The 25,301-nt window shown below is 64.3% G+C and carries 24 protein-coding genes; 7 read left to right on the forward strand and 17 right to left on the reverse strand.

Annotation, left to right across the window (positions count from 1 at the left end; translation table 11 throughout):
- Positions 1 to 76: 76 nt before the first annotated feature.
- Genes AKL29_RS07835 through AKL29_RS07850 form a run of 4 tightly spaced genes read right to left on the reverse strand, consistent with a single transcriptional unit; the run spans position 77 to position 5,145 of the window.
- Positions 77 to 1,267 (reverse strand): M24 family metallopeptidase, encoded by a 1,191-nt coding sequence (locus tag AKL29_RS07835; protein ID WP_050383705.1) that lies wholly within the window; start codon positions 1,265 to 1,267, stop codon positions 77 to 79.
- 18 nt (positions 1,268 to 1,285) lie between these two features.
- Positions 1,286 to 2,704: an MFS transporter gene (locus AKL29_RS07840; RefSeq protein WP_050383706.1), complete on the reverse strand. Its 1,419-nt coding sequence runs from the start codon at positions 2,702 to 2,704 to the stop codon at positions 1,286 to 1,288.
- 18 nt (positions 2,705 to 2,722) lie between these two features.
- Positions 2,723 to 3,514 carry an alpha/beta fold hydrolase gene (locus AKL29_RS07845; protein WP_050383707.1) on the reverse strand — a complete coding sequence of 264 codons (792 nt, stop codon included), beginning with the start codon at positions 3,512 to 3,514 and terminating at the stop codon, positions 2,723 to 2,725.
- Between the two features lie 11 nt (positions 3,515 to 3,525).
- Positions 3,526 to 5,145 (reverse strand): FAD-dependent monooxygenase, encoded by a 1,620-nt coding sequence (locus tag AKL29_RS07850; protein ID WP_050383708.1) that lies wholly within the window; start codon positions 5,143 to 5,145, stop codon positions 3,526 to 3,528.
- A gap of 111 nt (positions 5,146 to 5,256) precedes the next feature.
- On the opposite strand from AKL29_RS07850, the gene AKL29_RS07855 reads away from it, so the two are divergent.
- From AKL29_RS07855 to AKL29_RS07885, 7 genes are all read left to right on the forward strand, one after another.
- Positions 5,257 to 6,153, forward strand: a complete 897-nt coding sequence (locus tag AKL29_RS07855; protein ID WP_050383709.1) for a LysR family transcriptional regulator — start codon at positions 5,257 to 5,259, stop codon at positions 6,151 to 6,153.
- A 245-nt stretch (positions 6,154 to 6,398) separates the two neighbouring features.
- The gene (locus tag AKL29_RS07860) at positions 6,399 to 7,772 is read left to right on the forward strand and encodes an aromatic ring-hydroxylating oxygenase subunit alpha (protein WP_028352242.1); all 1,374 of its coding nucleotides are present in this window, start codon (positions 6,399 to 6,401) and stop codon (positions 7,770 to 7,772) included.
- Positions 7,772 to 8,287 carry an aromatic-ring-hydroxylating dioxygenase subunit beta gene (locus AKL29_RS07865; protein WP_050383710.1) on the forward strand — a complete coding sequence of 172 codons (516 nt, stop codon included), beginning with the start codon at positions 7,772 to 7,774 and terminating at the stop codon, positions 8,285 to 8,287. The genes AKL29_RS07860 and AKL29_RS07865 overlap by 1 nt, the downstream gene beginning before the upstream one ends.
- 8 nt (positions 8,288 to 8,295) lie before the next feature.
- Complete coding sequence (locus AKL29_RS07870) at positions 8,296 to 8,622, forward strand: non-heme iron oxygenase ferredoxin subunit (protein ID WP_028335682.1); 327 nt, start codon at positions 8,296 to 8,298, stop codon at positions 8,620 to 8,622.
- Between the two features lie 38 nt (positions 8,623 to 8,660).
- On the forward strand, positions 8,661 to 9,974 hold the full coding sequence (locus AKL29_RS07875) for an MFS transporter (protein WP_050383711.1): 1,314 nt from the start codon (positions 8,661 to 8,663) through the stop codon (positions 9,972 to 9,974).
- Entirely contained in the window at positions 9,971 to 10,564 is a 594-nt protein-coding gene (locus AKL29_RS07880; protein WP_050383712.1) for a MarR family winged helix-turn-helix transcriptional regulator, read from the forward strand. The genes AKL29_RS07875 and AKL29_RS07880 overlap by 4 nt, the downstream gene beginning before the upstream one ends.
- Before the next feature lie 95 nt (positions 10,565 to 10,659).
- The gene (locus tag AKL29_RS07885) at positions 10,660 to 10,941 is read left to right on the forward strand and encodes a hypothetical protein (RefSeq protein WP_016846917.1); all 282 of its coding nucleotides are present in this window, start codon (positions 10,660 to 10,662) and stop codon (positions 10,939 to 10,941) included.
- Positions 10,942 to 11,069: 128 nt separating this feature from the next.
- Here AKL29_RS07885 and AKL29_RS07890 read toward each other — a convergent pair whose 3' ends face one another.
- The 13 genes from AKL29_RS07890 to AKL29_RS07950 all read right to left on the reverse strand — a co-directional run bounded on the left by AKL29_RS07890 (position 11,070) and on the right by AKL29_RS07950 (position 25,294).
- Positions 11,070 to 13,172, reverse strand: a complete 2,103-nt coding sequence (locus AKL29_RS07890) for an adenylate/guanylate cyclase domain-containing protein (protein WP_050383713.1) — start codon at positions 13,170 to 13,172, stop codon at positions 11,070 to 11,072.
- 21 nt (positions 13,173 to 13,193) lie between these two features.
- Entirely contained in the window at positions 13,194 to 14,297 is a 1,104-nt protein-coding gene (locus AKL29_RS07895; protein WP_152977474.1) for a DUF1254 domain-containing protein, read from the reverse strand.
- Between the two features lie 67 nt (positions 14,298 to 14,364).
- A complete protein-coding gene (locus tag AKL29_RS07900) occupies positions 14,365 to 15,381 on the reverse strand; it encodes a DUF1254 domain-containing protein (protein ID WP_082190500.1) in 1,017 nt (338 codons plus the stop codon).
- Positions 15,378 to 15,920, reverse strand: coding sequence for a DUF1254 domain-containing protein (locus AKL29_RS07905; protein WP_082190505.1), 543 nt, complete (start codon positions 15,918 to 15,920; stop codon positions 15,378 to 15,380). Before AKL29_RS07905 ends, AKL29_RS07900 begins: the two co-directional genes overlap by 4 nt.
- A 15-nt stretch (positions 15,921 to 15,935) precedes the next feature.
- Entirely contained in the window at positions 15,936 to 16,877 is a 942-nt protein-coding gene (locus AKL29_RS07910; RefSeq protein WP_050383715.1) for an HlyD family secretion protein, read from the reverse strand.
- On the reverse strand, positions 16,877 to 17,119 hold the full coding sequence (locus AKL29_RS07915) for a DUF3302 domain-containing protein (RefSeq protein WP_050383716.1): 243 nt from the start codon (positions 17,117 to 17,119) through the stop codon (positions 16,877 to 16,879). Before AKL29_RS07915 ends, AKL29_RS07910 begins: the two co-directional genes overlap by 1 nt.
- Positions 17,116 to 18,138 (reverse strand): HAD family hydrolase, encoded by a 1,023-nt coding sequence (locus AKL29_RS07920; protein WP_050383717.1) that lies wholly within the window; start codon positions 18,136 to 18,138, stop codon positions 17,116 to 17,118. The genes AKL29_RS07915 and AKL29_RS07920 overlap by 4 nt, the downstream gene beginning before the upstream one ends.
- A gap of 40 nt (positions 18,139 to 18,178) precedes the next feature.
- Complete coding sequence (locus tag AKL29_RS07925; protein ID WP_050383718.1) at positions 18,179 to 19,843, reverse strand: arylsulfatase; 1,665 nt, start codon at positions 19,841 to 19,843, stop codon at positions 18,179 to 18,181.
- Between the two features lie 85 nt (positions 19,844 to 19,928).
- Complete coding sequence (locus tag AKL29_RS07930) at positions 19,929 to 21,323, reverse strand: BatD family protein (RefSeq protein ID WP_050383719.1); 1,395 nt, start codon at positions 21,321 to 21,323, stop codon at positions 19,929 to 19,931.
- Positions 21,320 to 22,840, reverse strand: a complete 1,521-nt coding sequence (locus AKL29_RS07935) for a VWA domain-containing protein (RefSeq protein ID WP_050383720.1) — start codon at positions 22,838 to 22,840, stop codon at positions 21,320 to 21,322. The genes AKL29_RS07930 and AKL29_RS07935 overlap by 4 nt, the downstream gene beginning before the upstream one ends.
- Positions 22,833 to 23,831: a vWA domain-containing protein gene (locus AKL29_RS07940; protein ID WP_050383721.1), complete on the reverse strand. Its 999-nt coding sequence runs from the start codon at positions 23,829 to 23,831 to the stop codon at positions 22,833 to 22,835. The genes AKL29_RS07935 and AKL29_RS07940 overlap by 8 nt, the downstream gene beginning before the upstream one ends.
- Positions 23,824 to 24,315: a DUF4381 domain-containing protein gene (locus AKL29_RS07945; protein WP_063779891.1), complete on the reverse strand. Its 492-nt coding sequence runs from the start codon at positions 24,313 to 24,315 to the stop codon at positions 23,824 to 23,826. The genes AKL29_RS07940 and AKL29_RS07945 overlap by 8 nt, the downstream gene beginning before the upstream one ends.
- On the reverse strand, positions 24,308 to 25,294 hold the full coding sequence (locus tag AKL29_RS07950; protein WP_050383769.1) for a DUF58 domain-containing protein: 987 nt from the start codon (positions 25,292 to 25,294) through the stop codon (positions 24,308 to 24,310). The genes AKL29_RS07945 and AKL29_RS07950 overlap by 8 nt, the downstream gene beginning before the upstream one ends.
- Positions 25,295 to 25,301: the final 7 nt, after the last annotated feature.

Consider the following 25,301-nt stretch of genomic DNA (forward strand, 5'->3'; position numbering starts at 1 on the left):
ATTTCTAATATTCCGAACTTGACCCCGCAGATGAATCGGTGTCCCAGCCCAAAATGCCGCCCTGGCGTTGACCGCTTCACGCCATGAGACGCGATGAATTCCATTCCCTGCCATGGTCACCGGGCGCTTCCCAGCCCGATTCGGAGACGATCAGGGTGTCCTCGAGCTTGATGTAGCCGCGCGTTGGATGCAGCAGCGCGGTCTCGATCGAGATCACCATCCCGTGTTCCAGCGGCCGATCAGCGTCATACGGCGAATAAGGCACCGGACCTGTTGCAGTCAGGCGCGGCGCTTCGTGGCTGACGAGCCCAATGCCGTGTGCGGTGAAATCGAGCACGGCGCGATGCGGCGAGGCTTTGACGGCCGCCTCGCCCGCCGCGATGATGTCGCCACCCATGGCGCCCGGCCGGATCGCGCGCCGGGCCACCTGCTGGATGTCCTCGACCTGTTGCAGCAACTCGCGCAGCTCGCTGTCGGGCTCACCCAGGATGCCCATGCGGCTGAGGTCACCGATGTAGCCCCGGTAGTTTCCGCCGGAATCGATCGAGATCACGTCGCCTTGCTCGAGACGCTGGCTGGAAGGCGCGCGGTTATGGCTCTTGCCCGCGGCAATCAGGCAGTATTCGAAGACGAGATCGCGCTCCTGCTCCTCGCGGCGCAGACGGGCGACGACGTCGCTCTTGGTCATGCCCAGTGCGCAGCCCTTGAACGTGGCCATCATCGCATCGACGACCCGTTCGGAAGCCTCCCTGATCAGGTCCAGTTCGGCGGGAGATTTTACGGCACGAAGCCGTTCCAGCGTGAAATGGGCCTCGCGGAACTCGACGTCGCCAAGGCCGGTGCGCAGATGATCCCTGGCATCGGCCGGCAGGAAGGCTGCCTCGATGCCGATGCGCTTGGTGGAGCCCGCGAGCTTCCTCGCATGATCGATCGCAAGGCCGATCGCATCGATCGTTCCCCACGCCTCCGCTCTGACGGTCGGCGTCCATATCCGTCCGAGCTCGTGCTCGAACTTTTCCATGCGGTTGCCGATGTAGGCGGAATTTTCCGGGTGTCCTTTCTGATAGACGAACACCGGCAGATAGCGACTGGTGCCGATTGCCTCCATGACGTCGAAGAAGAAGAAGCGATATCCACCGAGCAGATACTGCACATTGTGACGCGAGGTGACGATCAGGACGTCGAGCCCCGCTTCATCCATCAGCCGATCGAGCTTTGCAGTATCGAACGGCGCCGCCGTTGCGATCGTGTCGAAAGCGTTGTCCATGGTATGACCTTTCGTCTTTCACTGTCCCGCGGCCGGTTTTGCGGCCAGCGATTTCGGTGCGGCGCTCGCGCCCGCGTTTTCGCCAAACAGAACCACCGGGCGCCCGTGCGGCTCAACGCCGAGGAACGTGAAGGCAAGGCCGATCAGGAGGCCCGCGCCGGCAAGAAAGCAGAACGCCGGCATCACCGCCGCGGCGGTCGCACTTGGATGCACGAGATTATCCGCACCGGCGATCAATGCGAGACACAGGGGACCTACGATCTTGCCAATCCCGTTCGAGAGCTGGGCAAGGCCGACCGCGCGTCCCGACAGCTGAACCGGGAAGATTTCCGCCGGATAGGGTCCGACGTTCGAAAATCCGCCATCGAAGAACACGGCGCCGACGATCAGGAAGACCAGGAACAGCGGCACCGAGCCGGCAAAGTCGTTGTGAAAATAGGCGGCGAGCGCAAGCGACACCGCGGTGCCATATCCCATCAACTGGCCACAGGGCTTGCGGCCGATCCGATGGGCGAGGAAGGCGAAGCCGGTCCGGCCGAACACGCCGGCGAGGCTGACATAGATGAACATCTTGGCCGCATCCTGGGGCGCGACGCCAAGCAGCAGCGCCACGATCGTCGGTCCCCACAAGAACACGCCGTAATTCGCCGTGCTGGCGCCGAACCAGATCAGGACTGTCAGCCAGAAGCGCCGCTGCTCGGCAAAGAGATCGGCAAATGTCGCCGGGCTCGCCGGCGGCAGCGCAGGCAGCACGAAGGACTCGCCACCGACCCGGTAGAGTTTCCGGATGCTCGCCTGCGCCTCGCGCACGCGGCCCTTGCTGATCAGCCAGCGCGGCGATTCCGGCATGACGATCATGGTCAGAATTCCGAGGAGGATCGGCAGGAAGCCGACTGCCGCCAATCCGCGCCAGCCAACCAGCGGCAGCAGGAAGCTCGCCGTCACCGACGCCGACAGCACGCCAAAGGCGACCGGGACGACCACGAGACTCGTGACCAACGTGCGATGGCGGGTCGGTGCGAATTCGACGATAGCAGGAACCGCCGCCGCCGCGCCGGCGGCAAGGCCGAAGCCGACGAAGAAGCGCAGGATCGCAAACGCAACCCAGCCGTCTTCCGGAATGAACGCGATCGCGCCCGAGGTCAGGCCGCAGAGCAGAACACCTGATATCGCCAGCGGCTTGCGCCCGAAACGATCCGCGAGGATGCCCGCGACGAACGCTCCCAGCATCGCTCCGATGCCGGCGCTCATCAGCATGATCGACGTCTGCCCAAACGTCAGGTGCCATTTCGGCGCCAGCACCGAGACCAGGAATCCGACCACAAAGAAATCGAAGAAATCGACCACGCCGGTGACGGCGAAGATGATGATCGATAGCCAATAGCGCGTCGTTACCGGCGCTTCGTCGAACGGCACTGCGCTCGTTTGTTCCGCCATGGTCTCCCCCTGTTGTTGTCAAGCCGCCTTCTTGTTTGAATTCAGAAATGCCGTCACCGCCTCCGCCACACGTTCGGTGGCCTGGATCGACGCGACATGGCCGACGCCTGCGATGATCTTCGTCTCGACGCGCGCAAGATCGCGGGCGAGCGCAAATGTTTCCGCGTTCGGGATCAGCCGGTCATCACCGCCCGCCAGCAAGAGCGTCGGGCGATCAAAGCCGGTCAGATCGGAGGCGACAGGCTGCGCAAGCAAGGCGCCGCGGCGCGCCTTCTGGCCCTCGTCGCGGCTGGAGCCGCGGAAGATCTCGATCAGCTCAGGCCGCGTGCGCAGGTATGCTGGCGGGAAGAAGAACTCGGCAATCTTCGACGCATTGGCGATGGTATCCGCGCGCCAGGAAGCGAGCTTGCGGAAGGCATCCGCATTGACGTCGAGCGGGCTTCTGTTGACCTTCCAGGTGCTGCTCAGGATCAGGCGGTCGATGCGGTCGGGATGACGGGCCGCCAGCACCTGCGCGATCTGCCCACCCAGCGAGGTTCCGAAGACATGGGCACGATCGTAACCGAGCCCTCCGATCAAGGCCGCGGTGTCGTCGGCCAAATCGGCCAGCGAATAGGATGACGGAGGGTTTCGGGTGGCACCGGAGTCGCGCTGGTCATAGGCGATCACCGTGAAGTTCTCCGCAAGGACAGGCGCAAGGCCGTCAAACATCGCATGATCAGCCTCGCCGCCATGCAACAGGACGATCGGATCGCCGCGCCCGGTTTTCTCAAACGCCGTGACGACGCCGTTGGATTCGAACGATTGCATCGGGGTCCCCGCTAATGCAGCAGCGTTGAAAGCGCGCCGGCCAATTCCTTCGCAGGATCCGATGGCAGCCACGGCATCCGCCACGCCACATGTCCATCGGGGCGCACCAACACGGCGCCGCGCATGCCGAGCTGGAATCCATCCGCCGGATCGGCTGAGGGCAACTGCTTCAGCGACAACGGCAAGGCGGTCTTCTCGGATACCTGTTTTCCCGCTTCCAGCCACTCACTGCCGAGTGGGCCCGCGACGACGGTGAACTGCTTGTCGAACCAGTCGAGCGTCGATTTCTTGCGCGAAGGCTCCAGCCACATGTGCGGAAATCGCGCGCCGGGACGATCCGTCGGCGTGTAGTAGCGGGAGTTCAAGGCCTTCGCGACGGTGCCATCGGGGATCACCGCGCCCTCCTCGTAATTGTGGCCGAGGTTCTGCCCGATGCTGTGCAGGTGATTGTCCATGTCGTTGATCCAGAACCTGATCCGGTCCGGATTGCGCGATCGCACGGCATCATCGGTCAGCCCGAATCTCAGCCGATTGCCGTAGCTGAAATTGGCATTGGATTGCGCGATCGGACGTCGCTCGCTGGAATAGCTCTCGAGCAGCTTTTCGTCCGCAAGGCCCTTCAGCACGAAGGCCAGCTTCCACGCGAGGTTATGCGCGTCCTGAACGCCGGAGTTCAGGCCGAATCCGCCGGTCGGCGGAAAACGGTGCGCGCAGTCGCCGACCAGAAACACCCGGCCCTTTCGAAAGGTCTCGGCCACCTGCATGCTGACGCGCCAGATCGAGCGGTTCAAAAGCGTGACATCGAGATCGGGAATGCCGACATGGCCGCGCGCGATCTCGATGAACTCCTGGTCGGTCCAAGGCCGCTCGCGATCGTCCTTGGTCAGGCCGATTTGCGTCACCGTCAGCCAGCGATCGCGGCCATTGGTGTTCAGGATACCGGCGCGCGGCAGATCGGGCCTGTCCGGGACGATGATGAAACCGGCGGCCTCGCGCGCGATCGGCAGCCGCGACAGATCGGCACGCCAATACTCGTTCGACATCACCGCCAGCGTCGAGGGCCCAACCATCTCGATCCCCGCGCTGCGCCGCGTCTGGCTGCCCGCGCCATCGGCCGCGATCAAATATGTCGCCGTCCACTGCGTCACTTCGCCGGTCTTTTCGCAACGTGTCGTGACGTTGACGCCGCTGTTGGTCTCCTCGAACGATTCACAGGCCGTGTTGAACAGGACTGTGGCGTGCCTGGACTTTTCGACCACCCGCAGGATTTCCTCCTCGACGGCGTCCTGGGCGACCAGGCTCTTCCAGGCGGGGGTATGACCGACATTCGGTTCGGGGCGGGTGCGGCCGAACTCGTGGCCCGCGATGCTGTCGAGGAACACGAACATGTCGGAATTGTCCTGCAGGCCGCGGTCGCGGATCGCCTGCTCGATCCCCCACTGCCGGAAGATCTCCATGGTGCGGACCCAGCAGCCGCGCGACTTCGGATGATCCGTCGTCGTCGGGCTCTTCTCGACCACCACGCAGTCGATGCCGAAGCGATCGAGCAGCAGCGACATCGCAAGGCCGACCGGCCCGCCGCCGGCGATGAATATGGACGTCTGGCGTGCCTCATCGGTGGCGATGCCCATCCTCGTCTCTCCTCCGTTTGATCGTTGCGAGGAGACTGCTCCTTTTTTGGTATCTCACAAGAATATGTTTGATATGGTATCCATCTCGATTTGAGATGGAGTGTGCCCGCCATGGACCTGCGGCAGATCCGCTATTTCGTCGCCGTCGCCGAGCGGGGCGGCTTTGCCGCTGCAGCGAGCACGCTGAACGTCGCCCAGTCGGCACTCAGCCGCCACGTCAAGGAACTCGAGGACGAATTGGGCGGCGCCTTGCTCGAACGCGGCGCGCGCGGGGTCTCGGTCACGGAATCCGGCAAGGTGCTGCTCGCGCGCGGACGCTGGCTGCTCGGCACAATCGACGACATCAAGGCCGAGGTGCGCACGGAAAATCGCGAGCCCAGCGGAACGGTGCGGATCGGCGCGCCGCCGAGCCTCGGCGATATCCTCTACCCGCCGCTGGCCCAGACCTTCGTGAAGCAATTTCCACGCGTGCGACTCGAACTGAGCGAGGGCCTGACGGAAAGCGCATCCGAACGCCTACTACGCGGTGAACTCGATCTGGCGATCGTGACGACGCCATCCCCCAACGATCACCTCGACTACGAACTGCTGGTCATCGAGCAGGTGTTCCTGATCGGGCCGTCGCGCGACCCGCTGCTGAAGCGCGGCCGGCTGACCCGCAAGGAATTCGACGCCCTGCCATCCGCGGTGGCCCCGCTCAGCCGCAACCCGTTCCCGTCGACCATGCTCTGCGCGGTGCGGGTCGATAACAGCACACCGATGAAGCGCATGGTGGCATCTGGCCTCGGCTACGCGCTGCTACCATTCTCCGGCATTCACCAGGAGGTGGCTGCCGGCGTGCTGTCGGCGGCGCTGTTGCCGTGGATGCGCGCCGAGCGCGTGCTGGCGCTGCCGCGCGGACGGCCCGTGAGCCGGGCCACGCGTGAAGCGATTGCCGCGCTGAAGAAGATCTGCCGCGCCCTGATCGACGAGGGAATCATCCTGACCTCGCCGGCGCGCAAGAGCTGAACCCGCCGCTCCACGCAAGCGGTCTGCTCATTCCTCCCTGTAGCCCGACGCACGGGCCGTATCCGTTGCGTCCGGCTCCAGGTTCCGATCGACCAATCCGTCTTGACCATAGTTGTCATGACAACTATAGAGTCATTCCAAGATTGGCGATCAAGCCGGCTGTTCCCGCCGTGAAAAGACGCGAGCCGTGACGCGGCTCTGCGGGCGACTTTTCACGGCCGGCGGTTAGTCGAAGGGAGGACGTTATGAACGCTGCTTCGCAGATCCATGCGGCAAGGCTGAGCGAGATTTCCCGGCTCATCGATGACCGCCCCGGCGAACGCATCTTTGAAGTCGATCGCCGGATCTTCACCGATCCGGCCGTGTTCGACGCCGAGCTGCGATATATCTTCGAGGCCACGTGGAATTTCATCGGCCTGGAATCTCAGGTCGCCCGGCCCAACGACTTCGTCACCACCCATATCGGCCGGCATCCCATTCTGGTGATGCGGAGCGCTGAGGGAAAAGTCGGCGCCTTCCTCAACACCTGCCGGCATCGCGGAACGATCGTCTGTCCGTTCAAGCAGGGCCGGCAGAAATTCCATGTCTGCCGCTATCACGGCTGGGCCTACGATTCGGGCGGGCGCAACATCTCCGTGACGGAGGAAGCGAGCGGACAGTATCCGCCGTCCTTCTCGAACAGCAATCACGACCTTCTTCCGGTCGCGCGGCTGGGTTCGTATCGCGGATTCCTGTTCGCGAGCCTCTCGGCCGACGTTCCACCGCTGGAAGAATTTCTCGGCGACACCCGCGCGTTCCTCGACCTCATCATCGATCAGAGCGACAGCGGTGAGGTCGAATTCGTGCCGGGCGCCAGCACCTACACGTTCGATGGAAACTGGAAGCTGCAGTTCGAGAACGGTCTCGATTACTATCACTTCGCGACCACGCACAGCTCCTACGTCGATATCCTGAAGAAGCGCAATGCAAGCGCCGGACCGGATGCCGGATTCACTGCGGAGCCGGAAGGCGAGCAGGAAGGGCAAGGCAGCTTCAGCTTCGATTACGGTCACGCCGTCAACTGGTCGATCAAGCGCACGCAGCTCTATGGCCGGCCGCTCGGCATGGATCCGGCGCGTCTCGATGCCGTGCGGCAGCGCGTCGGCAGCACCCGTGCCAAATGGATGCTGCGCCAGCGCAACCTCACGATTTTTCCGAACCTGCAGGTCATCGACATCCTGTCGGCGCAGGTGCGAACCTGGCGGCCGCTGGCACCCGACAAGACCGAGATGGTGTCGCATTGCCTTGCTCCGGTCGGCGAAAGCGCCGCGGCGCGCACGCTTCGTATTCGCAACTACGAAGACTTCTTCAATGCCTCCGGGCTGGCAAGCTCGGACGACAACGTCATGTATGAGTTCTGCCAGACCGGCTACGACGCGACAACCGCCGCGCCCACGCAAGGTTATCTGCGCGGCGTCGCGGAAGTCGGCCATGGCGAGAGCGCGCACACGCGCGAACTCGGCATCACCCCAACCGAATGGTCGTTCGGCCCCGCCAGCTTCGGCGGCGAGACGAATTTCCATCCCGGGTATCGCGAGTGGCGCAGGCTGTTGCAGCACGCCGCCGGGGAGACGGCGTGATGGCGGCCGACGCAATCAGGGAAGCCGATGCGCGCGCGGTCGCAGCCGCGGTCATCTTTCGCGAGGCGCGCCTGCTCGACGCCGGCGAATGGGCCGACTGGGTCGCGATGTACAGCGAGGATGCCGTCTATTGGGTGCCGGCATGGCTCGACGAGTACACCACCACCAACGATCCCGACACGCAGGTCTCGTTGCTCTACCACGATGCGCGGCGCGGGCTGGAAGAGCGGATCGCACGCATCGAGTCGCGCAAATCGATCACCGCGCTGCCGCTGCCGCGCACCGTGCACCAGATCTCGAACCTGGAAGCGTCGGAAACCGGCGCTGAACAGATCACCTGCCATTCGGTGTTCTCGGTCCACGTCTACGACCCGCGCGTGGCCAAGGAGCATCTGCGGCACGGGCGCTATGAGCACACGCTGCGGCGTGACGGCGAGACCTGGAAGATCGCGCGCAAGGTCATCACGCTGGTCAACGACCGCGTCCCGACCGTGCTCGATTTCTACAGCATTTGAGAGGGCACATGACGGACGATCAGGGAACCTGGCACGAAGCGGCCGCGCTCAGCGCGCTGAACGAAGGCGAGCCGTACGGCATCGAAATCGGCCGTCACCATGTCGCGCTCTATCGCATCGGCAATGAGTACTACGCCACGAGCAACATCTGCACGCATGCGGAGGCGCTGCTGTCCGACGGCATTCTGGAGGGTTGCGAGATCGAATGCCCGCTGCACATGGGCCGCTTCGATATCCGGACCGGCGAGGCGCTGACCAGTCCGGTCGAGATCGATATCCGGACCTATCCGGTACGCGTGGTGGGTGACAGGCTCGAAGTCTGCCTGCCCGCATAAGAGAACCATCAAAAATCAATAATTCGGGGGAAACAGGGATGACCGAAGTCGTGATGGACAAGGCGGCGATAACGACCGCCGATCCGCAGATCGAACGCACCACAATCCGCAAGGTCGCGCTGCGCCTGATGTGGTTCGTCATGGCGATGTACTTCCTCGCCATTCTCGACCGCGGAAACATCTCCTTTGCCGCGCTGCAGATGAACAAGGAGCTCGGGCTCAATGCCGAGATGTTCGGCATCGCGGTCGGCATCATGTACTTCACCTATTCCATCTTCGAGATTCCGAGCAATCTCATCCTCAGCAAATACGGCGCGCGCGTCACGCTGACGCGGATCGCGATCCTGTGGGGCATCGCCACGATGCTGATGGCATTCACGCAAGGCCCGCTCAGCCTCTATGCATTCCGCGGCTTCCTCGGATTTGCCGAGTCCGGCCTGTTTCCCGGCGTGATGCTGCTGCTGAGCCTCTGGTTTCCGTTCAAGTACCGCGCCCGCTACAACGCGATGTTCAACTATGCGGTGCCGATCTCCTATATCTTCGCCTCGCTGATCTCCGGCGCGATCCTCGAGCTGAACGGAACGTTCGGCATCTCGGGCTGGAAATGGCTGTTCATCCTCGAGGGCCTGCCGCCCGTCATTCTCGGGATCGTCGGCATCTTCTATCTGACCGATCGCCCGCAGCAGGCGAGCTGGCTGTCGACGGCGCAGCGCAACTGGCTGACCAGCGCGCTCGAGCGCGACGCCAAGGCGACCGGGGTGGTGCATGCCGAAGGCGTGCTCCGGACCATCACCAAGCCGATGGTGCTGCTGTTCGGCCTGTGCAATTTCGGCCTGTTCTGTGGCCTGGCTTCGCTGTTTCCCTGGCTGCCGCAAATCATCAAGTCGTTCGGGCTGCCGAATTCACAGGTCGGTTTCGTGACCGCGATCCCGCCTGTCGCCGGCCTGATCGGCATGATCGCGTTGTCGCGGCACTCCGACCATGTCGGTGAGCGCTTCTATTATGCTGCCATGACCTTCGTGATCGCGGCGGCCGGATTCGCGATAGCGGCCTTTTCAACATCGCCGGTTTGGATCATCATCGGATTCATGGTTGCCAATGTCGGTGTCTATGGTACGCAGGCCGTGTTCTGGACCATTCCGCAGTCCTACATGTCGCGGCAGAGCGCGCCGGGCGCGATCGGCCTGGTCAGCACCATCGGCAGCATCGGAGGCGCCACCATCCCGATCGTGATCGGACGCGCCAAGGACGCCTCGGGCAGTTTCACCATCGGATTCCTCGTGGTAACAGGCGTTCTCCTGGTCGCGGCGACGTTGGTCTTGATCGCACGCACCCAACTCGTGAAAGAATGAGCAGTCGGACCGCCACAAACCGTACCAAGACCCCTGCCCCGCGCCGCGCCGCGCAAGAGGATGCGCGCTCGGAACTGGTGATCGATTTCGAGCGCTATGTGCCCACGGTGCTGTCCAGCCTGGTCGCGAGGTTGCGCGCCAATGCCAACGCCTTCTTCCCGCAGGCCTACGGCGTGTCGCTCGCGGAATGGCGGGTGCTGTCCTTTCTCAGGGAGCATGAACCGGCAAGCGCCTACGATATCTGGACCAATGCGCAACTGGACAAGGCCGTCGTCAGCCGCGAGACGACCTCGCTGAAGAAAAAGGGCCTGATCGAGCTGACGCCGGTGCGAGGCAGCGCCCGGAACCGGACCGAGATCCGGCTGACATCGCAGGGCGTGGCGCTGCTCGACCGCAGTCTGGATGAAATCCTGCGCCGGCACAGCAACCTCACGGCCGGTCTCGACGCCAAGGCACTGGAGAGCTTCTTCCGGGTCGTGGCGCATATCGAGCACCGCATTCCCCGCATGGCCGACCAGACCTCGAATGCCGTGCCGGCCCACGCGCCGGTCAAACGCATTGCGAAGCGGAGGCCGCCGACCGGCGCCTAGCGACACTTGTCGGGTGAGGAACCCCGCGTAATTTATGTTTCAGTAAGCAAGTTGTAGCTAGGATCGACCAGTGAGTTGCGTATGGGAGACTTCCAGTGATCGACTTTGACGAACTTCGTAGTATCGCCGCGGATGTTCGTATCTTTATCGACGCGTCGGAAGACAAGGGTGGCGCCTTGAAGGCCATCATCGAGGCCTACGACGTCGTTCTCGGGATTTTTCCGGCCGGCCAGGGAATGGATCTTCACGTGGTCAAGGGCACCGAGGTCCTCAACCACATCGCGCAAACCCAGGCCTCGTCGGGCTTTACCCACACCGCCATCGCATTCCAGACCCGTGAGCAGGCTGTTGCGCTTCAGCAACTGATGGCGGCCTAGCCACCGGCGTTGCGCGCCCGCGTTGCGGGGGCGGTTGAAACGATCGCATCGGCGATCGCGCGACCCGATCGATGACCGAAGCGGTCCTGGAAGATCGAGGGTCGGATCAAAATTCCTCACCCCGCTTCTCAGTGCGCCGGCAGATCAAGCAGCGGTTGCCGAACGGCATTGCGCAGTCGTTCAGCATGGTATTGCGCGACGCCATCCCGGGGGTACTCGACCAGGAAATCGGCAATGCGCAGCGCCGCCACGGCGGGCTCCGCGTACCGGATCGAACTGTAGACAGCTTCCCAGCGCGCGCAGAACGTCAGCTCCGAGTCGCCGCGTTCGCCGCACAGCTCGTAGACCGTGATCGCGTCGGCAAAGCCCTTCGGCCGGATCTGGTCGACGCTGCGGAACGCGAATCTGTGTTCGGCACGCGCCTTCACGGCTGCGCTCACCAGGACCTGCGTGCCGTAGTTCTTGTTGAGGCCTTCGAGACGCGAGGCCAGATTGATGGTGGCGCCGAGCGCGGTGTAGCTCATGCGGGCGGCGGAGCCGACATTGCCGACCACGGCATCGCCGAGATGCAGGCCGAACCGCGTGCCATAGGCCGGCCAGCCTTCGCTGCGGAAGGCCCGGTTGAGCTCGGCATTGCGCTGAACGCAGTCAAGCACGGCCTCGCAGGCATGAACGACGTGATCGGGATCCTCGTCCGGCGCGTTCCATAGTGCCATCACCGCATCGCCGATGAACTTGTCGATGGTGCCATGGTGTCTCATGATCGCCTCCGACATCGCGGCGAAATAACGCGAGGTGTAGATCATGACCTGGGAGGGGTCCGCCTTCTCGGTCTTCGCGGTGAAGTCGGCGACGTCGGTGAAGAGAACCGTGACCTCGCGCCTGATGCCGCCGAGCTGCAGGGAGGCTCCGGATTCCATCAGCTGACGGACGATCGGCTGCGGAATGAAGCTTGAGGAGTTGCGTACGACGGTGCGCATCGTAAACACCGAGCGCCCCAGTTCATCGATCTCGTCGATGGCCGATTGCATCCGCGGCCGGTCGGCGAGCTGAAAGCGCTGGATCTCGTCGGTCTGCCGCGCCAACTCGCGCAGCGATCGGGCGAGCAGCGAGCCGAGCCAGAACGCGAAGGGGAGCATCGCGATCACAAAGCCGAGCGCGATGGCGAACAGCGCGCGCCGCTCCGAGATGATCTTGGCGAAAAACTCGTCGAGCGGGGCGACCACCGCGAGGTGGATGTTGGCCGCGCCGGCCGTCTCGATGCGGTGAAAGGCCGCCACAAGGGTCCGTCCGTCGGCGTCCGTGAAGAACTGCTGGGCGAGTCCGTCGGTGCGCCAGGCCTGGATCGCCGCGGACAGGCCGGGAAGCTTGATGGCATCGATCCGGGGCAATGCGTCGCTGCGTTCCGCCATCAGACCGCGCATCTCGGGATGGCCGACGATACGGTCGGCGTCGTTGAACAGGAAGGCCAGCCCGGATTTTCCGAGCTTTTGCCGGCTCAGCATCTCCTCGAGGCGATTGAGCAGCAGGTCGGCGGCCACCACCCCGCGGCGGCCTTCCCTGAGCGGCGTGCGCAGCGTGTAGCCGGGCTCCCCGGTCGCGTAGAACACATAGGGCCCGGTGAGCAGCGTCTTGCGATCCTTTAAGGCATCGACATACCAGGGACGCCGCCGCGGGTCGTAGCTATGCGGCCCCGCCACCTCGGCGACCTGGGTCAGGTTTTCCGACAGGAACAGCGTCACCGGCGCCGGGGCGGCCGCCCCGGAGCGGGCAATCACGACGACGCGGTAGACAGCGTCAGCGGCGACATTCAGCGCCGTGCGGAATTGCGGCTTGGCGCGATCGATGACGTCCATCTCCAGGAAGGAGCCGTCTTCGTATCCGACATAGAGATTGAAGATCTGCGGATTGTTGCGCAGCATCGAGGCCAGCAGGGCGTAGAGCCTGACATTATCGGCGACGTCGGCCTCCTGGATGGCCGGTATGCCTGCCAGGATCTCGAGGCTGTCGCGTACATTCTTGAACTGCGCGTCGATGCGATCGGCGCCGATTTGCCCCACCTTGTCGATGAAGGTGCTCGCAGCCATCTGGGTGATGGACGAGACCCGCCTGAAGCTGAGATAGACCAGCGTCAGTCCGACCACCAGCACCGCGGCGATGAATGCCGTGATGATGGAGGCACGAAAGCCGATACGAACCGGCCCCCGGTCGGTCTCGCGCGCATCACTCATCGAGCTCGTCGTTCGCCTCCGCTAATATTTGCGCACGATCGGCTTGGTCGGTGTAGCAGCCGGCGCGGCCGGCGAGAGCTGGAACGTCACCCACGCCGTCCACCCTTCCGGCCGGTTCTCTGCGGCGAAATCCTTGTAGCCACGAAGGTTCAGATAGCCCTGGTAGCCGTCGGCGACCGGGAAGATGAAGCCTACCTGCGGGCCGATGCCGGCGCCGCTCTTGCCGGACTGCTCAAGATCCGCAAGCGCATCCTTGGCGGCGGCATTGATCGTCTTGACCAGCGCCGGGTCGAGCTTCGCGGCGTCGAACGGCTTGCCGGACTCGAGACCGATCTGCCGCATCCGGAACAGGATCGGATAATCGTTGGCGTGCGGTGGATGTTTCGCCATCAGCTCGGCCAATCGCCCGAGCACCGCGACGCCGTCCATCTTGTTGACCTGCACAAGCGGCGGTGTCTTGTTGTCGATCGCCGGATCGGTCGGCATGTTGGCCTGGGGCGGAATGGCCTTGCCCCATTGGCTGAGCGGCGTCAGCTTGTAGCCGTCCTGAACCTTGTGCACGTTATCGTAGTCGGCCGGACCGTTAGTCTGCGTGCGGCCAAGAATCCAGATGGTCGGCGTTGGCGCCACGATCTTGGTCAGGCCTTCGGGCAGCGTCCCATTCCAGCCCGGCGCGACGATGGCGAAACTCCCCGCCCTGGTTCCGGTCGTGCGCGAGCCCACGACACTGAACACATCAGTCCACATGTCGAGCATCGGCAGCAGATAGTAGCGTCCGCCCGTATCGGGAACCGACAGGATGATCGGCTCCGGCGAAATATCGAGCCACACGGGCGAGTAGAGCGTGTCGAAATTGTAGCGCACGACATCCCTGTCCTCGGCGCGCGGATAGGTCCGCGCATGTGCGAACTGGTTGATCGGGGCACGCAACGGGACCGTGTTCGCGTTGGGCACATTGGTCGACTGACGCATCGAGATGTCCATGGTGACGATCGGATAGGCGAAGACATAGGCGTCGCGCGCGATCTCGTACGCCTGCTGCTCGGAGATGCTTTGCGCCGAAACCGGCAGGCCCGGCATCAATCCCAGTCCCAGGACAATCAATGCAATCGCTGATCTGATCATCTACGGCATCCTTCTGCCCACTAATCCAGAGTCTCACTCCGCATCGACGATGTTTGTCGTCGAACCGTCAATTCGCCACCTGCGCCTCCGGAAACTTCCATTTGCCGTTCAGGATTTCCGCACGCGGCCGATAGAGCCGGACGGTGTAGTTCCAACCCTTGGTGATCGGCAGGCAGTTTTGGATCTTGCCGTCGCAGCCGCCGAACTGAACCGCGATGGAGCCGTCAGGGCCCTTCACGCCGGTGACGTTGTTCAGCGTGTAGGCGTCATAGGGATTCTTTTCGAAATATCCCTTGGCGTTGTAGACACTGATCGACCAGAACGCGTCGACGGGAACGTCACGGACGGTCAGCTTGTAGACCGTCGTGCCGTCATTTTTCATAGGCGTGATGCTCAGATAGGTCGCGTCCTTGTCGGGATTGCCGCCCCAGCCGGCGGCCGTGCCGATCAGATGCCTGACAGGATCGACGTATCCCTTGGGTCCGAACGCATGGGCGAAGCCGCCGGTGTAATCATTCAGCGCAAGCAGCGCTTCGCGAATGGCTTTCTGGCTGGCGGGGTCCCAAATCGGAAGTTCGAGCTTGCCGGTGCCTTTCTGGCTGACCTTGATGGCATCCTGCAGCGCGTGCACCTGCGCGATGTCCTTGGGATCGTTCGGATCGACCAGCGTGCGAATCCCGACCACCACATAGCGCGTGCCGACGTTCTCGCGCGTCAGCGTACGCTTGCCGGCACCGTAATAGACCGCGGGCACATAATGATCCTCGCTGATCACCTGCAGTGCCATATAGCGCTTGCCAGGGTCCGGCATCGTGATCGTCACCGGCCCGGCTTCGAGGTCGAACACCCCTGATGTATAGAGCGTATCGCGGTTGAGCCTGATGACGGTCTGGTTGTCGATGCGCGCCGGCTCGCGACGATGGTTGAGCTTTCCGAGGCCGCCCTCCTTGGACAGATTACCGATATAGAGATCGGACTCGGCACGGGTAAAAGTGTCGACCGTGACGGGGACCGGCGATTGCGCGAGCGATGCGCTCTGGCCCGCGAGGCAAAGGACACCAGTCAACAGATATCTGAATTTCACTGCTTCACTCCATTTCCAACCGTAACATTGGCATCGCCGTGGCTCTTGAGGTTGGAGCGCAGAAGCATGTAGCCGTCGGGCTTTGGGTCGTAGTGGCCCGGCGGCAGAATCAGGAACTTGCCGCCGGCACCCTTGTCGACGCCGAGCAGGCCGGCATCCTCGAGCGGCATCTGCCAGACCGTGACGATATTGCCGTTGAACGATCCGTTCGTATCGCCAGGCGGGAGATCGAGCACGATCGGACCATTCCTCGTGTCGAAGAACGTCATGAAGTACAGCGCGTCCGGATTCGGCGTCAGCGTCTGGTTGTGCCAATCAAGCGGCCGCCCCCAATAGTTCACCTGCCCCACCTTGCCCGGCGTCCTGATCAGCATCTCATGCCGCATCAGATCGGTATGGACCGCGGAAATGCCCCAGATCACGGCCTCGACAGCGCGGCGCTCGATCATGCGGCGGTTGAGATCGTCGCTAGACGGCGTTTGGGCATGCGTTGATGCGATCGCCATCAGCGCAAGTCCTCCGGCGATCAATGGCTTCATGACAATCTCCGTCATTCAAAACGGATTGACATAATTGACGATCGCGAGCTGGCGCAGGATCACGCGACGCACGATGTGGGTCGGCTTCATGCGATCGGTGTAGATGGCGGCCGTACCGGTCGCGCCCGCCGGCAATCGATCGGCGAAGGCGGCATCGTCGAGCTTAACGCGCACCACGAAGGGTACCGCCTCGATCGCCTTCGGCGCAACGGCTGTGCCCGAGGTCGTGGCCTGTCCGGTCGCCACGGCCTGCAGCACGCTTTCGACCTTCCCCGAATAAATCTGCCCGGGCGCGAATTTGAAGGTCACCTCGACCTCCTGCCCCGGCGCGACGTAGCGCGCATCGATCTGGTTGATCTCGACGCCGATGATCGTGTTCGAGGTATCGATGAACGCCATCACCGGAGACAACGGCAAGTTCGACACCCGCGCGCCCTTGCGCAGCGCAACGTTGGTGACGTAGCCGTCGGCCGGCGCGCGGACCACGGTCTTGTCGCTGTTCCACTGCGCGGCCTCGAGCTGGCCGCTGAGCTGGTCGACCTCGGACTGCCGCTGCTCGACGTCGAAGCCACGCCCCGCATCGCGCTCATAGAGCGTCGTCATCTGCGCAAGCCGTGTCTTCGACAGCTTGAGCTGCGCCGTGATCGCCTTGACTTGCGCGTCGTAGGGCGTCGGATCGATCTTGAACAGAACGTCGCCGGCCTTCAGCGGCGCGTTGGCGACGACGGGCACCTCGGTCACCTCGCCCGCCACGTCGGGCACGATCGACACCGCGTTGCGCACGACCAGCGCGGAGCCCTGCGGCGCGCCCCAGCCCATCGGCACCATCAGGCCGAACAGTGTCAGCACGATCACCAGGAACGGCGAAAGCTTCCAGAACATGTTGAACGGCACGATCTTGAAGTGCACCAGAAGGAACAGCAGCACGAGATAAATGTTGATGATCGCGACAGCCATCACGCATCTCCCGATCGGCGCGGCGCCGGCACGTCGACATAGGCCCAGATGAAGGCGAGCGGCCAGAGCGCGAAGCCGCAGATCAACGTGATCCAGCCGGCCACCGCGACGGCCTGCGCCCAAGGATGACCACGGGTTTTGGCGATATGCCCGGGCAGCCAGCCCGCGATGCAGAACACGCCGATCGCGCTGGCAACCACGATGACGAGCACGATCCAGGCGAAGACGTCGTAGCCGCTCATGGCTTCACCTCCTTCGCGGCGCCGGCCGCGGTCAGGGACGGAAAGACCTCCTTCCAGTCCCGCTTCATGTCGACGACGGTCCAGCCGCTCGCGGCGGCTGCATCGAGCGCCTTGTCGAGCTTGCCGACCTTCGATTGCCGGTCGTAGGCATATTCACGAACCTCGTCCGTGTGATGCACGATGCCGGCGAAGCGCGCGCCCGATCCTGCTGTGGTCCATTGCAGCATTTGCAGATCACCATCCGAGTTGCCGAACGCGAAGATCGGACGGCGGCCGATGAACCGGTTGATGCCGACCGGCTTGCCCGGGCCGTCATCGATGAACTCGACCTTGGCTTCCTTCATCAGCACCGGCTTGCCGTCGGCGCCGATCTGGAATTTCACCACGCCGGACGAGCCGACCACCTGCTCCGGCGGGATGCCGTAGACCCGCTCCATCCATGGCCGCATGAATTCGACCCCGCCACCGGAGACGACAAAGGTCTTGAAGCCGTTGGCCCTGAGATAGGCCAGTAGCTCCAGCATCGGCTGATAGACCAGACTGTCGTACGGCCGGTTGAAGCGCGGATGCCTGGCGGTCGCGAGCCAGTCGCGCACCAGATTTGCGAACGCATCGGTGGTCATGCCGGCATGCGTCGCCATCACGATCTGCAAGAGGCCCTTCTCGCCGCTCGCGGCCAGCGCCTTGCTGTCCTTCTCGAGAAGCGCCTTGAAGGGTTGCCGCGTTTTCCAGTCCGGATGCTCCGGCGCCATCGCCTTGACGCGGTCGAACGCGAAGGCGAGCTGGAAGTAGAACGGCTGCTCGGTCCACAGCGTGCCGTCATTGTCGAACGTCGCGATGCGCTCGGCGGGCGGCACGAAGTCCCGTCCGCCTTGCGCCGTGACGCGCGCGACGAAATCGGAGATCGCCGTTTTCGCCGCGCCGTCGTTCCAGGATGGCAGGGGATCCGCCGGCTGCGCCATCGCAACGGAGATGGATGCAAGATACGCAAGCAGCACAGCGGCGAACCGAACCATCATCGCACTTGTCCTTCCTCTTACCCGTTGCTTCGTCTCCGCCTCACTGTGGCTTCATCCGTTCCAGGTCATTGAGCCGCTTCAGCGCATCTTGTTGCCGCAGCAACGCATAGTTGATACCACCCGCATTCAGCGAGCTGCCGGTTTGATACGGGAATTGATCGAAGTCACTGAAGAACTCCTTGACCTTTCCCTGGATAGGCACGAGCAGCCAGATATTGCGCGCCAGGAACTCGATAGCGCCGCCACCTTCCTCGAGACCCTTTTCGTACGGATCCATGCGCAGATTCGCGATCAACGCCCAGGCCGACGTTTCGCGAACCCCCGTTGCGATGTTACCCTTGGTGGTCGCGAAGCTGAGCTTCCAGTCGTTCCAGCGGATGGCGTTGAGATTCCCGCCCTGGTCGAAATAGTAGATCGCGTCGCGAGGCCCCTGCTTCTCCTCGCCTTTGAAGTAGGGCAGGAAATTGTAGCCATCGAGGTGGACCTTGAAGGTCTTCCCTCCCGCACCGGCAAAGCCGGTCTTCATCTTTTCCTTGATGTCGGGCACACCTGCAGCCGCCAACAACGTCGGAAACCAATCCATCAGTGAGATGACGTCGTTGTACTGAGTGCCGGGTTTGACCACACCCGGCCATCGCACCATCATCGGGATGCGGAAGCCGCCTTCCCATGTCGTCCCTTTTTCGCCATGGAACATGGTCATCGCACCGTCGGGCCAAAGCGCGATTTCGGCGCCATTGTCCGTGGTGTAGACCACGATGGTGTTCTCGGTGATCCCGAGTTCGTCGAGCTGCTTGAGCAACTCGCCGACCATGGCGTCGTGCTCCACCATGCCGTCTGCGTGAATGCCTTTGCCGGTCTTGCCTAGCGACGATGCCTTGAGATGCGTGAAGACGTGCATGCGCGTGCTGTTGAACCAGCAGAAGAATGGTCGTTTGGCCCTGGCCTGGCGGCCGATGAAATCCTTGGCCGCCCCAAGGAACTCCTCGTCGACTGTCGGCATGCGCGCGATGTTCAAGGGACCTGTGTCCTCGATCTTTCCATCGGCCGTGGATTTGATGACCCCGCGCGGTCCGTATTGCCTCCGGAAAGCCGGATCCTTTGGATAGAAGTAACCTTCCGGCTCCTCTTCGGCATTGAGGTGATAGAGATTGCCGAAGAACTCGTCGAAGCCGTGCTTGGTCGGCAGATGTTCATCGCGATCGCCAAGGTGGTTCTTGCCGAACTGTCCCGTGGCATAGCCCTGCGTTTTGAGGGCGTCGGCAATGGTCGGCATCCAATCCTGAATACCATGAGGGTCCCCAGGCATACCGATGGTCAGAAGGCCGGTGCGGAACGGCTCCTGCCCCAGGATGAACGACGCGCGTCCCGCCGTGCAGCTCTGTTGACCGTAAGCATCAGTGAAGATGGCTCCTTCCTGGGCGATCCGGTCGATGTTGGGCGTGCGGTATCCCATCAAGCCCATGGTGTAGGCGCTGATCTGTGGAACACCGATGTCGTCGCCGAAGATGACGAGGATATTCGGCTTGCCGCCGCCGGCCGGCGCCGCGGCTGGCGCGGCTTTCTGGGCTTGCGCGAGAGCCTGTGACGTCAACGCCGCGGTGGCAGCAAGCGACGATGTGCCGAGCAGCACGGCCCGGCGATCAATGTTCGAGGCACCGCAAGTGGAATCGGCGCCGGCGTCATGTTTCTTCGTCTCACTCATTCGATACTCCTGAGTTACTCTGGGGTTGCTCGCTCCGGTGATTACGAATCATGCGTTCTGCTCGATCGGTCTCAATGTGCTTCGTTCATCTGGCGGGCTTTGGTCGACCAAAGGACGTGGTGGAGGAAAGCCCGACCGGATTCAGGTTCTGAAGTAGGCGCGTGTCTTCGCGGCGTCTCGCGCGCCGACGCAGATTGCGTCGGGCGCCGCCGACCTGGCGCAGCAGCCGGTGCGGTGACCAGCGCGCCGCGCCGGCAGACGGCGCGAACAGCTCGCGCTCGACCGCGCCGATCTCGTCATCGAGCGCGGCATCATGCGCGGCGGCCTTGAACGCCTCGACCGTATGCTGCGGCGCGACCGGCTCGAACCGCTGCAGCCAGTCGAGCAGCGCGAAGTAGACCGCCTTGGCGTCGCCATGGCGCGCGGCACGCCGCAGCTCCCTGAAGGCGAACGGTTCCGAGCGCCGATAGGCCTCGCGATGCCGGCGAAGACGTGCCGCTATCGTCCGCACCATCCGCGGCGTCAGCCAGCCGAGCCCGGCAAGCGCCAGCAGCACGGCCGCGGTCGACTTCCAGTGATCGGCGACGACATCGCGCAGCGCGCCCCATGACCGGTGCGGGCCGGAGGTGCCGATTGACGACGCGGCGCCGGCTGCGGGGTTCGCCTCCACCTGCAGCGTCACCGGGTCGAGATGCGCCACATCGATGCGTTGCGCGTCGATGTTCCACCAGCGCAGGTCGATCGGCGGCAGCACATAGTCACCGGCCTTCTCGAGCATGTAGACGCCGCTGTCGGTGCGCGCCGAGGACAGCACATCGGTGCGCCCGTCTGTCTTGTCCTGGAGCGACGGCTGCGCGGGGTAGAGCTTGAGCCCGTCGAACGCGGTGAACTTCACCGGCGGCAGCAGCATCGCCGGAATGCCCTCGGCCTTGATGGTGACGGTCCGCGTCACGGCATCGCCGGTCTTGAGCTGATCCGACGAACGGTTGACGGTCTGCTCGATCGATAGATTGCGCGCGGCCAGGAACGGCTGCAGGGCGGAGGCCGCGTCCGGGATGAAGGCCTCAAATGCGATCGGCGGCAGCGCAAGCGTGGCCTCGCGCGTCGCCGGCGGCTCGGCGGCGTATTTGATGGTGATCGCCTGGCCGGCGATCGCGTAGCTGCCCGGCTCCTGCGGATGGATGGCAAATTCGAACCGGACGCCGGCATAGGTGACGCCGTCCCGCTGCTCGTTCTCGTTGATGCTCCGCAACTGACGGGTCACGGCGTTGCGGACCTGGAAGTCGGGCAGCTCGGGCGGCGCCGTCATGTAGTTCGGCGCCAGCACGTCGATCCGCAGCGCGGCCGCCTGCCCCACCACGACGCGCGGCGGATCGATCGTCACCCGCAGGATCGGCTCCGGCGCGCTTTGCTGCGCGAGTGCTGCGCAGGGCATGAGCAGTCCGAGCATCAGGGCTGCGGCGGCGAGCGGCTGCCTCATGGCTTCGCCCCCGCCGGCCGCGCCGCGTCCTGAATCGCAAATTTCAGCTTGAGGAAGTCGGCCGGCGTGGTCTGGACCTGACGCATCCAGGCTTCGGCGGCGCCGGCGGTGGTCAGATCCTGTGGCGTCACCTGGATCTTCTTGCCGCCCTTCTGGTTCGGATCGACACGCGTCTCGTCGGCCTTCATGTCCGGCGGCGCGCTGTCATCCTGCTCCTGCTTCCTTCGCTTTTCTTCCTTCGCCTGCAGCGCCGCCACCACGATGGCACGGTTGGTCTTCGCGGCGACATGGCCGGGCGCGATCTTCAGGACCTCATCATAGGCGGCGATCGCCTTCTCATAGGCGTGGTTCTGCGCCTGGGCGTTGCCGAGCGCGAAGTGTCCCTCGAGCGTATCGACATGGGCGAATTCCTGCGCGGCAGTCAGGAAGTCGAACGCACGATAGGCGGCGATGCCGCGCCACATCGGATCGGAGAAGCGCTTGGCCGCGGTCGGATAGTCGCCGCGATCGAAGGCGATGCGTCCTTGCTGGTCCGGCGTCAGCCACAGGTCGGCAAAACGGCGCGGCTCCTCCGCCCTCGCGGACGACACGTGCGACAGGCAGACGAAAGCGACAACCCAGGCCACCGTGGTGCCGCGCCGGAACCAGAGCAGGCTGAGCAGGGCAATCGGCAGCAGCAGCCAAAAGCCCTCGTCGCGCCATTGCGTACCGAACGCGTCACCCTGCGCGGCCTGATAGCGGGTTTCGATCCGGCGCTCGAGCGCCGCGATGTCGGCGCCATCGATGCTGACCTGGACGACGTCCGAACCGAGCGCGAACCTTTCGGCCTTGCTCGGCGTGACGCTCAGCTTGACCAGGCCGTTCCGTCCGGCAGCCTGACGAACCGCGCCTTCCGCGTCACCGGGATCGTCGGCGACGAGCAGGATCGTGCCAGGCACCGTTTCGGCCGCGAGCGCCTCCGCAGCGAGCGCCGCGGCCGCGACGGCGTTCTTTCCGGGCGACGGCATCAGGCCCGGGGCAAGCGCGGCAAGGAAGGGTTCGATGACGGCTCGATCGTCGGTCAGCGGCATCACCAAATGCGCGCTGCCCGCATAGGCGATCAGCCCCGTGCGCGCGCCGGCGCGCGCCGCGAGCAGATCCCTGATCTTCTGTTTGGCGCGTTCGAGCCGCGTCGGCGCGACGTCGCTCTGCCCCATCGTTGCATCAAGCGACAGCGCGATCATCAGCGGCGCCTTGTCCTCGACGAAGGGCGGCAGCTCACGCCGCCAGGTCGGGCCCGACGACGCGACGATGCCGAGCGACATCGCGGCGGCGACCAGATAAAGCGGGCTGACGCCGCGTCCCGTCCCCGGTTGCACGATGAGATGGTTGAGCAGATGCGGCGCGATCACCCCGCCCCATTGCGCTAGCGGGCTCTGTCGCCACCGCACCCACGCGAAGACGGCAGCGACAGGAATCAGCGCGAGCAGCCACAGCGGCCGCAGCAGATGGAACGGGATGGCGGCCGCGTCATGCATGGCCGGGCGCTCCCCTTCGTCCCAGCCCGCTTTCCAGCGAAAGGCCGAGCCACAGCAGCAGCGACAGCACCACGGCGGCGCCGAGCGGCCACTGGAACAGCGGCTGCTTCGGGCGCCAAGACAGTGTATCGAGCTTGGCCGGCGCGAGACGGTCGATGTCCGCGTAGATCGCCTGCAACTGCGCACCGTCCTCGGCACGGTAGAAATGGCCGCCCGTCGTGGCGGCGACCGACCGCAGGACGCCGAGATCGACGCGGTTCTCGCCGGTCGCGGCCGGATCACCGACGCCGATCGTGTCGATCACGACGCCATTCTGGTGCGCGATGTCGGCGGCATGCTCGGGAGGGACGCGGCTCGCCGTATCGTTGCCATCGGTGAGCAGGACGAGAAGCTTCTCGCGCGCCTTGCTTGTCTCGAAGGTCTTGATCGCAAGCCCGATGGTGTCGCCGATCGCGGTCTGCTGTCCGGCCATGCCGACCTCGGTCTGTACCAGCAGCGCGGTCGCGGTCTGCAGATCCTGTGTGAACGGCACCTGCACATAGGGCCTGGTGCCGAACAGCACCAGCGCGACGCGGTCGCCGTTCCGGTGCGCGATGAAATCCGCGACCACGCGCTTGACGCCGTCGAGCCGCGTCAGCATCGCGCCGTCGCTACCTCGGAAATCGCGCTGGTCCATCGAGCCGGAGATGTCGATCGCGAGCATGAGATCGCGCGCCGAAACCTCGCGCGTGACGGGGTCGCCGACCCATTGCGGCCGCGCCAGCGCCGCGACGACGAGCGCCCAGATCAATGCGGCCGTCACCATCTGGATGCGCCGGCGCTGCAGCACGACGGCGCCGCGCTGCGGGGTCTGTCCGGTTGCCGCCGCAAGGCGGTCGAAGAACGGCACCATCACCGAGGCCTGCCGCGCGCGATACGGCGGCAACAGCCACCACACGAGGATCGGCAGCGGCAGGAGCGCGAGCATCCAGGGCCATGCGAACTCAAACATGGTGCCCCCTGATCCAGCGCCGCACCAGATCCTGCAGCGCCGTTAGATCGCCGGCATCCGCCGTCGTCCGCCCGTACGGCGCGGTCGCGAGCAGCCGTCCCGCGCCTTGCGAGAATTCGTCCCCGCCATAGCTGCGGTCGAGGAACGCAAGCCAGCCCGCGCCGGCAAGTGGCGCGATGGTTTCGCGCGGAAAGGCATCGAGCGCAGTCTGCCGCACGAGCAGCGCGAGGCTCGCGGCCATTCCCTCCGGGGCGCCGCGTTGTGTCTGCAGCAGCCGGTCGAGCTCCGCGAGCGCCGCGCGCCGATAGCGGTTGGCGCGGAAACGCCGCAGCAGGCGCCACGCCGCAACGGCGACCCCCGCGGCGACCAGCACGATCACGATCCGCGACGCCCAGGTCGCCGGAAGCAGGCTCACCGACGGTGGCAGCGGGATATCGATCAGGCCCGCGACGGGATCCACAATGACAGGTCGGGTGTCAGCCAAGAGCCGCCTCCGCTCTGGCGTGACCGCCACCGCGTCCGTGCCGGGCCGGCAGCCCGCCCAGGAGACGCCGGAGTTGCGGCGCCGTTTCCTCGGCTGTGCTCAGCGGCAGCACCGGAATGCCAAGCTCGCGCGTCCACGCGAATACGCCGCGCAGCCGCTCCTGCGACGCCTGCGCGATACTTTTGCGGATACTCTCGCGGCCGACTTCGAGCTGGATCTGCAGCTCGCCATCGGTGACGGTCATCCGGCTCGAGGCCGGCAAATCGCTTTGCAAGGGATCGTGGACCAGCACCGCGACCACGTTGTTATGCCGGGCGATCGTCCCGATCATCCGGCGCGTTGCGGTATCCGCGCCATCGAAATCGCTGATCAGGATCACCGTGGCGTCATGCATCGTCCGCCGCTCGGCATGTTCGAGCGCCCGGTTGAGCATGCCTGACGCCGGGACGATGCCGCGGCCGACGCCGAGCGCCTGGTTCTGCGCGACGATGGTGGACAATATCTGCAACACCGTCGCGCGACTGCGCCGCGCCGCCAGCTCGACGACATCGCTGTCATTGAACACGATGGCGCCGACCCGGTCGCCGACGCCGAGCACACGCCAGGCGCCGATCGCGGCGGTCTCGGCTGCGGTGACCGACTTCATGGCGCGCCGGCTGCCGAAGAACATCGACAGCCGCTGATCGACCACGAGCAGGGCCTGACGGTCGCGCTCCTCGTTGAAGACGCGCACATGCGGCTTCTGCAGCCGCGCCGTGACCTTCCAGTCGATCTCCCGGACATCGTCGCCCGGGCGATAGTCCCTGATCTCCTCGAAGTTCAGCCCGCGGCCACGCATGCGCGAGGCGAACCGGCCCGACAGCAGACTATGTACCGGCTGGCGCGGCAGGAACGAAACCCTGCGATCCCTGAATTCGAGCGCGATCAGATCGTCGAGACTGACGTAGACACCGGGCATTCTGGCTGATGTCTCCGTCATCACGGCC

This window comes from Bradyrhizobium pachyrhizi, from assembly GCF_001189245.1.
Classification (GTDB): Bacteria; Pseudomonadota; Alphaproteobacteria; order Rhizobiales; family Xanthobacteraceae; genus Bradyrhizobium; species Bradyrhizobium pachyrhizi.